We start from the raw sequence: 11,986 nt of genomic DNA on the forward strand, positions 1-11,986 counted from the left end.
TTGGAGACAACTTATTGACATCTTTCACCAATAATGGTTCTGTGGGGGAATACTCCATTGTCATTCCATATCTTTGCTTTCTATGATATTGCTATTTCTTTAAAATAAAATTTCCTGTCACTTCTGTCATCTGTAATGAACTTTTAAGATGTTGACTTGTAGTGTGTTTATACTAAATGTTAAAAGTGACAGCAAAAGACAATGATTGCAATATAGATACTATTTTAAAGAGGAAAAGATTTCTTTTAAGGAAAAATGTACAGGGTAAGTCGTTAGGTACTTTCATTTCTAATTTCAAGAGTCCTTATTTTAATAAACTTAATTACTTCATCTTTAGAAGAGTCTTAAAATAGATATATAATTCTGAGGATTTTGTTTTTATCGAGAAGTACTCTGTTTAAATATTAAATTATGTCTCAAAATGTTTCCAATAATAAAGTAATTGCCAAAAATGCGACAATGTTATATTTTCGTATGTTTTTTACTTTGGCAATTAGTTTCTATAGTTCCCGAATTGTTTTAAGGGCTCTTGGCGTTTCTGATTACGGTATCTATACTGTTGTTGGTGGCGTTATTGCAATGATAAACGTGTTGACTAGTTCATTAGGAACAGCAACTTCTCGTTTTTTGACATACTCTTTAGGAAAAGGTAGTTTGCGTGACCTCCAAATAACATTTTCAACGGCCTATTACATTCATGTTATGCTGGCTTTATCTTTTTTGCTCCTAGCAGAAACAATAGGATTGTGGTTTGTAAATACACAACTTGTGATTCCTGAAGGGAGAATGGTTGCAGCTAATTGGGTTTACCAGTCTGCTGTTTTGAGCACTGTATTAGGGATTACTCAGGTACCTTATGATGCTGCTATTAATGCACATGAAAAAATGGGAGCTTTTGCCTATTTGCAAGTTTTCAATGCAATTTTAAAGCTTGGTATTGCTTTTGTTGTTTTAATAGTAACTATAGATCATCTTATTTTGTATAGTATCCTGTATGTTTCTTTGTCTATAGCCTTTTTATTATATTATCGCTATTATTGTAAAAGGAATTTTGCTGAATGTAGTTTGATTTTCGTCTTTAAAAAAACATTATTTAAGCAGATGTTGGCATTTTCAGCGTGGAGTATGTTTGGGAATGTTACGAATACGATTAAAGATCAAGGATTAAATGTATTACTTAATCGTTTTTTTGGTACGCTACTAAATGCTGCTGCTGGTGTCGCAGGTCAGGTTATGGGAATATTGTCTGCATTTGCGGGGAATATAACTTTAGCTTTTCGTCCTCAGATTGTTAAGGAATATGCTGCAGGAAACTATACTCGATTTAATTATCTGATATGCATGGGGACAAAATTTCAGGTTATTGTTTGTATTTTGAGTGTCGTCCCAATATTCTTTAATTTAGATTTTCTTATGGGACTATGGTTGGACGTTGTCCCTAATGGTGCTGTTGTCTTATGTCAAGTATTATTGATTAATACTATTTTCTTTAGTTTTAATCCGTTCATCTATTATGGTGTTGTTGCAACAGGGCATGTTCGTGGTATAAATTTAGCATTAGGAATATCGTATGTAGTTGCCCTTGTGTTATTTTTTGTTACACTTAAGATAACAGGTTCTTACGTGTTAACATATATAATGAATTTGTTGGTCTCACCAATATCTACTGTGTTTTACGTGATTGTCTTAAAGAAAATACTATCAGAATTTGATGTTAAAGCGTTTGTTGTCAATACTTTATTTCCTTTAATTCTACTTGCTTTCTTGTCAATTCTTTTGGCATGGCTTATTACTTTATCTTTTGATAATGTATGGATGAAATTATTTGTTACATTGCTAATTTGCACTTCTTTTATATGTAGTATGTCTTATTCCTTTCTTTTAGATGTAAATACGAAAGTCTTTTGTAAAAACTATATTCTAAAAAAAACATTTTTAAAATACCTGTTTGTTAAAAGGTAAACTGTATGAAAATAGCATATATTGTCAATGGTTTGTACAATTCAGCTGGTATGGAGCGTGTTTTAACGGTTCGTGCCAATAGTTTGTGTAATTTATTTGATATTACTTTTATAACAAAAGCTCAAGGTAATAGACCTGATTATTTCCCTTTAGATAAAACGATTCATAGAATTGATATTGCAGAAGAGGTTCCTTACAGAAAAGGACTGGAACAATGCTTATTGGAAAACAAATATGATATTACTGTATCAACTGGTGGAAGTGAATTTTATTTTCTCTATAAAATAAAAGATGGCAGTAAAAAAATTTTTGAGTTTCATTTCTCGTACGACATTTCTCAAGTCTGGATGAGCCGAGTTAAGAATCCTGTTAAACGTAAAATATTAACAGAATTGCAGAAATTCAGAAGGATTTACATAGCAAGATATTATGATAAAGTCGTTGTATTGACCAAGACTGATTGTAAGAGGTGGAGTCAGTGGCTTGGCAATGTAACCTATATATACAACCCATTAACTATTGTACCCAAAAATAAGTCTTTGGTGATGGATATGACGGCTATTGCTGTAGGTCGTCTTGATTATCAGAAGGGATTTGATTTTTTAATAAATGCTTGGGAGATCGTTTTTGCCTCTTTTCCAGATTGGAAACTTCATATTTATGGAGAGGGAATATTAAGAGAGCAACTTCAAAATTTAATAGATAGAAAGGAATTATCTTCTTCTTTGATATTGTGTGGTGCTACAAATAATATCATTTCAAAGTATTGTGAAAGTTCTATTTTTATTCTAAGTTCCAGGACTGAGGCTTTTGGGTTAGTTTTAACAGAAGCTGAAGCTTGTGGGCTTCCTATTGTTGCATTTGACTGTCCCTCTGGACCTCGAGAATTGATAGAAGATGGGGGAAATGGTTTTCTAATTAGACCTGTTGGTAATATAGAGCAATTAGCAAATCGTATTATTAAACTGATTTCAGATGCTTCTTTGCGTCAGAAAATGGGGCAGCGGTCTTATGAGTTATCTCAGAAATTTAGTATAGAGAATATTTCAAAAGAATGGATTCAGTTATATAATCAGCTTTGAAGAAATAAGTTACACATATCATATTGCAGAAGTTAAATATCCCTTATTAATATGAAAAAAATATCAATACTTATTCCTGCCTATAATATTGCTCATTTGTTACCCAGATGCTTAGAGTCTATACTCTCTCAGAATACTGATAATATAGAAATAGTAATTGTTGATGATGGTTCTACTGATAAGACTTTAGAATGTATCAATGATTATGCGGCACAATGGAAATGTATAAGAGCTTTTTCAAAGAAAAATGAAGGAGTTGGAGCTGCGCGTAACTTTTTGTTAGATAAAGCATTAGGAGAATTTATATGGTTTGTTGATGCTGATGATTATGTAGTCGATGGATGTCTTGATACAATCCTATTAGAACTTGATAATTCTGTAGATACATTGGTAGTTGCATACAATGATGCCCCATTATTATCTTTTGTCGGTTCAGGAATCGAGTATATAAAGAAAAGGCATATTAATGGGTATCTTTGGTCAAAGATTATAAGACGAAGTACTATAGAAGATGCTCATGTACGGTTTGAGCCAGCTAGATATTCACAAGAAGATTGGTTTTTCTTGATGCAGATTTATCCTTTATTGAAGGAGGTTAAACAAATACCTTTAAAAGCATATTGCTATAGTGATGACAATAATTCTTCTGTAATGCGTAGTGCTGGGATGGGACATAAAAGAAAGCTTGTCGCAGATTCTCGTGAAACTATCTGCAATTTTAAATCCCTACTTGATGGTATAAAGCAGGAGTCTTACGCTGATGATTATGCACAATGGATGAATTTCTCAGCAGCTGGCTACCTTTACAGTTTATTTCCGCTTGATTATTCTATAGAGGATGTTAAGCGTGATCTTAATATTTTCAGAGAAAAAGGAATTTATCCTGTCAGTAATACAGGAATAAGAAAGTTTAATTTATTTCTAAGTGTAGTCAATCATGAATGGCTTTATATATTGGCGATACGTCTATATAGATTATTTCGTAAAAAATAGAGATGTGGGTTGTATGATTTCTAATAGATATTTTGAGATAGTTTATTTTTAAGTATGATGCATTTGAAATTAATATTCTATTGTTGAACTCGTATATAGAGCTAGAAATATACTCTACAAGTGTATTTCTCATATTAAGCTTGACTATTAGTTTATTTTATAAAAACTTTTAATTTATCCTAATCCAAATGTTTATTTCGTTATAAAGAGACAAAAGTATTAGCTTTAATAATGGAACTAGCATAAAGGACTTTTAAGTACAATTTATATGATTTATATCTTTATATATACAGTTATTAGTTTTATTTTTTTTTCTTCTTTCAAAGAAGGTCGATTAACAAGTTCTAACTCCAAACAATTAGCTTTTTTTCTTTTTATTTTAGCTTTAATTGTAGGGTTAGGAGATATGTTGGGTGGATATGATCGTTATGGATATTGTGATTTATTTGACCATACTGCTGATTATGTGCTTGCTGATTTAGATCCTTTTGCAAAAGACTCTGCTATAATGGGCTATTCTAATGAAATGTCCTATGTTATTATAAATGTTTTGATATCGCATATTACAGCTAATAGATATATCTTTATATTAATTCTTACTTTTTTGATATATTTTATGCTGTATCTATCATTGAAAGAATATTTGGTAAATTATCCATTTGGACTTTTGATTTTTACGGCTCTCTTTTTCTTTTTTACATTTACCTACCTAAGGCAGGTATGTGCTACATGTTTCGCTTGGTATGCATTTAGATATGTAATTAAGAGGAGAGTAGTTCCTTTTTTAATTTGTTGGTTTATTGCCTATCAATTTCATAATTCTGCTATTATTTTTTTACCGATGTATTTTATTCCAGTAAAGAAGTTTTCTAAGAAAGCGATCATAATAGCGATGCTTCTATTATTTCTAATTGGAGCTACTGGAGTGTCTGCTAATTTATATTCTCTCTATGGTGAAACTACGGGATTTATGGAGCGTACTGAGCAGTATGAAAGATTTGGACATTCTTTTAGGTTTGATTATGTATTGGAGGCTGTTTTCTTTTTGTATGTCATTTTTAAAAGATACGATAAAATATCAGAGAATAAGGTAAATATTGTTTTCCTTAATGCTTGTCTGGCTTTTTGTGCAATATTATTATTTTTCGTGACTAATTCCAGTGCTGGTAGACAAGCATGGTATTATATGATAGGAATTATCTATATGATCCCTTATTTGGCAACTGTTGAAAAAAAAACCTTAAATTTTATAGGAGGAATGTATGTTTTAATAACTGTATTATTTTTGCGTATAGTGATTATGTGGGGAGATTTAATTAATCCTTACAAATCATTTTTAACAGAAGGTCATCGTCCTAATGATGTTATTTATGATGAATATGAATATGATAGTAATTATGATAAAAATAAGTTTTATAGATCTATTTTTTATTTAAAATAACGTTATCTTTCAATGATAAGTAATAATACATCTCAAACAATTGCAACATTACGTTTCCCTCTTATAGTTGCGGTAGTTCTTTTACACACTTATATAATAGATCGTCCAATAGGAGGAACTATTTATGTTGCCCATGGGCAATACCCTTTTTTTGATTTATTTGCGCATATTTACCAAAGTGAATTTGGGAATATGGCTGTACCTTTATTTTTTTTTATTTCAGGTTTCTTATTTTTCTGTGGAATGGATAAGTTTAGCTGGCGAATAATAGAAAAAAAACTTAAAAAAAGAGTACATTCTCTTCTTATTCCTTTTTTTATTTGGAATGTTGTATTTATTCTTTTTGTAGCTTTAGTTAATGCAATAAGTCCATCTCTTCTTACTTATAAGAAGAGTTTTGTTGATATGACATTTGGAGAAGTTCTTAATTGCTTTTGGGATTTGAGTCAAGGCTTAATTCCTTTATGGTTTATTCGAGATTTAATGATTATAAATATTTTTTCTCCTATAATATATTTCATGTTGAAGAATAAAATTAGTAAATTGATTATCTTGGGCTTTACTTTTTTATTTTTATCTCAAATTTTTCATTATGTTCCTGGAATTGGTATGCGTTGTGCCTACCCTTATATGTTGGGAGCATGGTTTAGTATTAATGGTAAAGATTTTATTATAGTATTAAAAAATATATTTATCCGTTATCGTTTCTTCTAATTTTATTGGTAGGAATCGATACTTATCTATGGAGTAATGACGTTAAGTCGTTTGCTTTAAACAGATTAGCCCAGATTATAGGGATTCTAATAATTCCTTTGTGGGTGTCTCGTTGTTTAGAAATAGGTTTTTTGCAAAAAAAAGATTTCTTATCTAAAGGCTCTTTTTTTGTGTTTGTTTTTCATATGTTTATCATTTATATTCCAGCAAAGTTATGGGTGTATGTACTTCCGGTAAACGGTTGGACCGCTACTGTAGCACTTTTGGTTATTCCTATTCTTGTTGCTTATCTCTGTCTAGGTATATATAAGATTTTGTTGATATATGCTCCAAGAATAACAGAAATCGCAGTTGGTGAAAGAAATTAATATGAATAAGTCGCTATCACAAACAATAAGTTTTCTTAGGTTTCCTTTGATAATAGGTGTTGTTTTTATACATACAGTTTTTTTCTTACCTGAAAAATTAGAAGGGTATGAAATTTTTAGATATATGTTAGGGTGTTTAACAGCCTTTGCTGTACCTGTTTTTTTTATCATCTCATCATTCTTGTTCTTTTATGATATGAATGAGTTTGATATACAGAAATGGTCAATAAAGTTAAGAAAACGTATTAGAACCTTATTAATACCTTATATATTTTGGAATTTGTTCTATTTGCTGTTTATGTTGATAGTGCAGATTTCTTTTTCCAATATAATGGGAGGAGAAGAACGTAAAATGGTATATAATTATTCATTTCTTGAGCTAATTAATTCATTTTGGAATTTTGGGGGGATGTATTATGGCATGCCGATATTGTATTCTTTTTGGTTTATAAGGAATCTTATGATATTAAATTTATTTGCTCCAGTATTTTATTTGCTTCTCAAAAGAGTACCCTTTGTTTTTTTTTTGATAAGTTTTGGACTCTTTGTTTTTAATCCATTTAATTTTATTGCTACTGATATGGACTGGGTAAAGTCAGTCCTATTTTATGGCGTTGGTTCTTTTTTTGCAATTTATTCTATTGATTTTACTGATTTGAAGAAATTGATTTATCCTTTCGTTACATTTGTCATTTTATCTATTATATTGTTGCCTTTTACTCCAGTTATGGTAGGTTCTTATTGGTATAAGGTTCTTTTGTTTATAGGTTCATTGACCCTACCTGCAGTTGTCTGTAAAGGAATCTTGAATAAGAATTTGCAGGTAAATAATTATCTGTCTTCCTCTTCTTTTTTTGTTTACGCTTTTCATTTATTTATAATAATACCGTTTAATAGATGCTGGCCCATGATAATACCTGTAAATAATTGGACTGCCTCAATAATGTTAATAATGGTACCATTGTTAGTAGTGTTAATTAGTGTATGCATCTATTATTTACTTAAAGCGAACTTTCCTAAATTTACAGAATTAATAGTTGGTGGTAGATGAAAACTAAAGTTATAAAAAAAATATAGTTATGAAAGAATCTTTTTTAAAATATTCAGTTGCTATCCGTACAATTGGTAAGGCTGGTGATAAGTATATTCAAGAACTACAATCACTTCACAACCAAACGATAAAGCCAGAGCATATTTATGTACATTTAGCTCATGGTTTTGAACGTCCGAAAGAGCAAGTCGGTATGGAGGAATATATTGATACACCAAAGGGTTTGGTACACCAAAGGGCTGCTGCTAATATGGTAGAGGAGGAGTATGTGCTTATAATAGATGATGATGTCTATTTCCCAGAAGATGCTGTTGAAAAAATGTATAATGCGTTGCAGGAGTATGGTGTTGATGGTATTGCACCAGACACTTTTCCTACTCAGAATATGAGTTTTCTTTCAAAATTAGGGGCGTATATGACAAATACAGTTAAAGGGCGGAGAAATGATGGATGGGCCATACGTATTCAACGTTCTGGAGCATTCTCCTATAATTCAAAGCCAGAAAAAGGTGCTATTTATCCAACTGAAAGTGCAGCCGGAACAGCAGTTTTTATGAAGACTGAGGTGTGGAAAGCAATTCATTATGAGCACGAGGTATGGATTGATCTGTATCCTGCTGGTACGTTTGGAGAAGATCAGTTGATGTATCAGAAAATAGTGGAGAATGGATTTAAACTTTTAATGTGGTATGATTCAGGGGTTGTTCATTTGGATGCGAATACCAATAAAGCAAGTCAGAAATCGTATGATAAAATATATTATCGTGCCATGGCACAGTACCTGACTTGGTATCGTTGTGTTTATGACTTACCAAGGAATAAATATACTGATAAACTAAAGGATAAGCTAGCTTATGGTCATAGATTTTTGCTGAGTTGTAGCGTAAGATTGCTCTATTCCATTCTTCATCTCTCTCCAAGATTCTTGACAGCACACATTAAGGGAAATCTTGATGCAAGAAGGTTTGCGAAAAGTAAGGAATATACTAGTCTTCCTCCTTTTGTACTCTCTGCGGAGAATAGAGTTTTATAATAATAAAGTTCTACGAATATGGAAACCCCCAAGTTCAGTATAGTTGTCCCTGTCTACAATGCAGAGGTGTATCTGCATCAATGTCTTGATTCTCTTTTGCGACAAGGTTTGGATAGTTATGAGATTTTATTGGTGAATGATGGGAGTACGGATAGTTCTCTATCTATATGTAAAGAATATGCAGATGATAATTCAAACATAAAAATACTGAATCAAAGTAATCAAGGGGTTTGTTCTGCACGAAATAATGGTCTGGAACACGCGACAGGAGAGTGGGTTATATTAGTAGACTCAGACGACTATCTTCTTGACAATGGATTGTATACGGCTTTTTCAGCTGTAGAAAAGCAAGAAGATTATGACATTATTCAATATAAGAGTAGTTATGATTTCTGGCCTAAGAAGGTACTTACCTCTGAAGTAACTTTTAAGGGAGAAGGGCTTGAGTTGATTCGAGAGTCTGGTTTTGTCTCTTTCTGTTGGTTATGTTTCTATAGAAGAGATTTCTTGAATGATAATCATATTCGCTTTAATAGTAAATATATTGTTGGAGAAGATCAACTATTTGTAGCTAATGTTTTTCTTCATAATCCGCGGACAGCTGTTGTATCAACGGATTTGTATCGTTATATTGTACATGAAAATAGTGCTACAACCAAGCGTGATGTAAAGTATACAAGGCGTTGTGTTGAAGATTATCTGTCATCTTTTAATGATATATTAAGTATTGCTAAGAATGTAGAAACTAATGATAGAGACTGTGTGGTAAAAGCTTGTTATAAAGCCTTGAATTCTAAAAAAATGTTCGGTTTTAGTAGAATGTTATCATCTCAATATGATTATGGTTGTTTTAAGAAAATTAGCTTAAAGGCACAGGAGATTGAATTCTATCCAGTTTTTCCAAATGGAAATGGAATAAAAGAGAAGGTTATAGCTTGGATAATTAATTTAGCCATTAAATATTATTTAGTTTATAAGCCTACCTCATGGTTCTTCAATAGTATAGTTGTTAAATTTATTCTCCCACGATTAAGAACAAATATCAAAAATGGAAAATAAGACCGTAACTATAGTCACCCCTACCTATAATCGTGCAGACAGACTCCCGATGTTGTTTGATAGTCTGTGTAAACAGAGTTGTAAAGACTTTGAATGGTTATGTATAGACGATGGAAGTTCTGATGATACAGAAAAAGTGATTAGTCAGTTTATTCGTCAGAATTCACAAAATGAGATAAGTTTTCCTATAAAATATATTTATAAAAAGAATGGGGGAAAGCATTCGGCGCTGAATATTGCTTTCAAAGAGACGCAGTCAGAATTATTATTTATTGTTGATTCTGATGATGTTTTAACAAATGATGCTGTGGCTTCAATTGTTTCTGATTGGAATAACATAGATGATAAAGGGAATATCTGTGGAATTGGCTATTTGCGTGGATATTCTGAGACACAAGAAATTGGTGATAGCTATTCTGCGCATTACTTTATCAGTAATTTTATAGAAGAGCGTTTTAACAGGAATATAAATGGAGATAAGGCTGAAGTTTGGGTGACTGATAAATTACGTGATTTTCAATTTCCAGAAATAGAAGGTGAGAAATTTATCTCAGAGTCTGTTGCGTGGATATGGCTTGCAAAAAAGTATAATATGCTTTTTGTCAATAAAATTATCTACATAACAGAATATTTAGAAGGAGGGTTATCTGATTCTGGACGTGTATTGAGGTTTAAATGTCCTACACTAATGGCGTATGGTTCTTTAATGACTATGTCTAAGGAATTTTCTATAAAAATACGTATAAAGGAAACATTACTTTATATAGTATATTCTTTCTTTGGGAAAAAAAGCATTTGTGAACTTTTACATTGTGAATACAAATTACTTGTTTTTTTTAATTTAGTTCCAGGATATATACTTTATCAATATTGGAAAAGCAAATTTATTTGTAAGACATGATGTTAATGATTTGATATATTGATGAGAATATTACAGGTAATAACATCCTTATCTATGGGTGGGGCTGAAATGTTGGTGGTTAATTTGATACCAAGGTTGCAGGCTTTTGGGAATACTGTGGATTTATGTATCTTTAATGGAAAAGAAACACCATTGACCCATAGATTGAAGAAAGAGAGTCCACAGACAAAGATATATGCGTTAGGACATGGGGTTTATAATCCGCTCTATATATTAAAGCTAATAAAGATAATGAGGAATTATGACATTGTTCATACTCATAATTCATCACCACAACTATTTGTAGCTATTGCTAACTTATTTTGTTCTCAGAAGTTGGTCTCTACAGAGCATACAACCTCTAATCGCAAACGTGAATGGAAATGGTATGCACCTATTGAGAGTTGGATGTATGGGCAATATAATCATGTGATTTGTATAAGTCAGATTGCTGAAGATAAATTGCGAGAGTATATGGGAGGAGTTTGGTTAGATAAAACAAATCCCCAATATAAGCAAATCTCAACGATTAATAATGGTGTAGATGTTAAGGCTATTAGTGATGCAACTCCTGATAATGCCTTGTTGTCATTAAAGGAACAAAGAAAGGCGATCTTGATGGTAGCTGGATTTCGAGATGCGAAAGATCAGGATACGGTTGTTAAAGCCTTAGGATTACTTGATAACAGTCACTTTGAGGTTTGGTTTGCTGGTGTTGGTATACGTCAAGAAATTGTTAAGCAGTTAGCAGAGTCACTTGGTGTTAGTGACCGAGTTAGATTTTTAGGCTTACGTACTGATATTCCAAATGTTCTGAGAGCAGCGGATGTTATCGTAATGTCTTCTCATTGGGAAGGATTGAGTCTTAGTAACGTAGAGGGGATGAGTGCACATAAGCCATTTATAGCCTCTGATGTAAATGGTTTGAAAGAGGTTACTAAGGGATATGGTTTACTTTTCCCACATGAGGATGCAAAGGCATTGGCTGAAGAATTTAATCGTTTAGCAAGTGATGAAGCTTATTATAATGAGATTGCTGAACGCTGTTACAATAGAGCTTTAGAGTTTGACATCTCAAAAACGGTAAATGGGTATAATAATGTTTATAATGGTGTAATTTCTAATGGGTAAAGATAGAATAGAATATTTAGATTTTGTAAAGTTCGTAGCAATACTCCTTGTATGTGTTGGGCATTGTTATGTAATGACACCAAACTTAGATAGCATTGTCCGACCAATCATCTATTCTTTTCACATGCCTTTGTTTATGTTGGTGTGTGGTTATTTTTCTACTCGTAGCTTAGAAATACCAATTAAATTCCTTTTAGAAAAGAAGAGTAGGTAATTGTTATTTCCTGTTATATCGTGTACTATTATGACTG

The 11,986-nt window shown here is 31.8% G+C and carries 11 protein-coding genes; all 11 read left to right on the forward strand.

The window, feature by feature from the left end; all coding sequences use genetic code 11:
* Window positions 1-411: 411 nt before the first annotated feature.
* A complete protein-coding gene (locus J4861_RS07185) occupies window positions 412-1,962 on the forward strand; it encodes an MATE family efflux transporter (RefSeq protein ID WP_211817420.1) in 1,551 nt (516 codons plus the stop codon).
* A 5-nt stretch (window positions 1,963-1,967) separates the two neighbouring features.
* Window positions 1,968-3,044 carry a glycosyltransferase family 4 protein gene (locus tag J4861_RS07190; RefSeq protein WP_211817421.1) on the forward strand — a complete coding sequence of 359 codons (1,077 nt, stop codon included), beginning with the start codon at window positions 1,968-1,970 and terminating at the stop codon, window positions 3,042-3,044.
* 51 nt (window positions 3,045-3,095) lie between these two features.
* On the forward strand, window positions 3,096-4,037 hold the full coding sequence (locus J4861_RS07195; RefSeq protein WP_211817422.1) for a glycosyltransferase family 2 protein: 942 nt from the start codon (window positions 3,096-3,098) through the stop codon (window positions 4,035-4,037).
* Window positions 4,038-4,305: 268 nt separating this feature from the next.
* A complete protein-coding gene (locus J4861_RS07200; RefSeq protein ID WP_211817423.1) occupies window positions 4,306-5,478 on the forward strand; it encodes an EpsG family protein in 1,173 nt (390 codons plus the stop codon).
* Window positions 5,479-5,490: 12 nt separating this feature from the next.
* On the forward strand, window positions 5,491-6,192 hold the full coding sequence (locus J4861_RS07205) for an acyltransferase family protein (protein WP_211817424.1): 702 nt from the start codon (window positions 5,491-5,493) through the stop codon (window positions 6,190-6,192).
* A 369-nt stretch (window positions 6,193-6,561) separates the two neighbouring features.
* Window positions 6,562-7,611, forward strand: coding sequence for an acyltransferase family protein (locus tag J4861_RS07210; protein WP_211817425.1), 1,050 nt, complete (start codon window positions 6,562-6,564; stop codon window positions 7,609-7,611).
* A 28-nt stretch (window positions 7,612-7,639) separates the two neighbouring features.
* Window positions 7,640-8,644 carry a glycosyltransferase gene (locus J4861_RS07215; RefSeq protein ID WP_211817426.1) on the forward strand — a complete coding sequence of 335 codons (1,005 nt, stop codon included), beginning with the start codon at window positions 7,640-7,642 and terminating at the stop codon, window positions 8,642-8,644.
* 18 nt (window positions 8,645-8,662) lie between these two features.
* The gene (locus J4861_RS07220; RefSeq protein ID WP_211817427.1) at window positions 8,663-9,703 is read left to right on the forward strand and encodes a glycosyltransferase; all 1,041 of its coding nucleotides are present in this window, start codon (window positions 8,663-8,665) and stop codon (window positions 9,701-9,703) included.
* Window positions 9,693-10,604, forward strand: a complete 912-nt coding sequence (locus J4861_RS07225; protein ID WP_211817428.1) for a glycosyltransferase family 2 protein — start codon at window positions 9,693-9,695, stop codon at window positions 10,602-10,604. Before J4861_RS07220 ends, J4861_RS07225 begins: the two co-directional genes overlap by 11 nt.
* Window positions 10,605-10,625: 21 nt before the next feature.
* Window positions 10,626-11,735, forward strand: a complete 1,110-nt coding sequence (locus tag J4861_RS07230) for a glycosyltransferase family 4 protein (RefSeq protein ID WP_211817429.1) — start codon at window positions 10,626-10,628, stop codon at window positions 11,733-11,735.
* Window positions 11,728-11,949 (forward strand): acyltransferase family protein, encoded by a 222-nt coding sequence (locus J4861_RS13380; RefSeq protein ID WP_249110908.1) that lies wholly within the window; start codon window positions 11,728-11,730, stop codon window positions 11,947-11,949. Before J4861_RS07230 ends, J4861_RS13380 begins: the two co-directional genes overlap by 8 nt.
* Window positions 11,950-11,986: the final 37 nt, after the last annotated feature.

The organism is Prevotella melaninogenica, from assembly GCF_018127925.1.
GTDB classification, from domain to species: Bacteria; Bacteroidota; Bacteroidia; order Bacteroidales; family Bacteroidaceae; genus Prevotella; species Prevotella melaninogenica_C.

Excerpts from the sequence above, each read along its gene's own strand:
- J4861_RS13380 (WP_249110908.1), top strand. The coding sequence starts at position 11,728 with ATGGGTAAAGATAGAATAGAATATTTAGATTTTGTAAAGTTCGTAGCA.
- J4861_RS07200 (WP_211817423.1), top strand. The coding sequence starts at position 4,306 with ATGATTTATATCTTTATATATACAGTTATTAGTTTTATTTTTTTTTCT.
- J4861_RS07185 (WP_211817420.1), top strand. The coding sequence starts at position 412 with ATGTCTCAAAATGTTTCCAATAATAAAGTAATTGCCAAAAATGCGACA.
- J4861_RS07210 (WP_211817425.1), top strand. The coding sequence starts at position 6,562 with ATGAATAAGTCGCTATCACAAACAATAAGTTTTCTTAGGTTTCCTTTG.
- J4861_RS07225 (WP_211817428.1), top strand. The coding sequence starts at position 9,693 with ATGGAAAATAAGACCGTAACTATAGTCACCCCTACCTATAATCGTGCA.
- J4861_RS07205 (WP_211817424.1), top strand. The coding sequence starts at position 5,491 with ATGATAAGTAATAATACATCTCAAACAATTGCAACATTACGTTTCCCT.
- J4861_RS07215 (WP_211817426.1), top strand. The coding sequence starts at position 7,640 with ATGAAAGAATCTTTTTTAAAATATTCAGTTGCTATCCGTACAATTGGT.
- J4861_RS07190 (WP_211817421.1), top strand. The coding sequence starts at position 1,968 with ATGAAAATAGCATATATTGTCAATGGTTTGTACAATTCAGCTGGTATG.
- J4861_RS07230 (WP_211817429.1), top strand. The coding sequence starts at position 10,626 with ATGAGAATATTACAGGTAATAACATCCTTATCTATGGGTGGGGCTGAA.
- J4861_RS07195 (WP_211817422.1), top strand. The coding sequence starts at position 3,096 with ATGAAAAAAATATCAATACTTATTCCTGCCTATAATATTGCTCATTTG.
- J4861_RS07220 (WP_211817427.1), top strand. The coding sequence starts at position 8,663 with ATGGAAACCCCCAAGTTCAGTATAGTTGTCCCTGTCTACAATGCAGAG.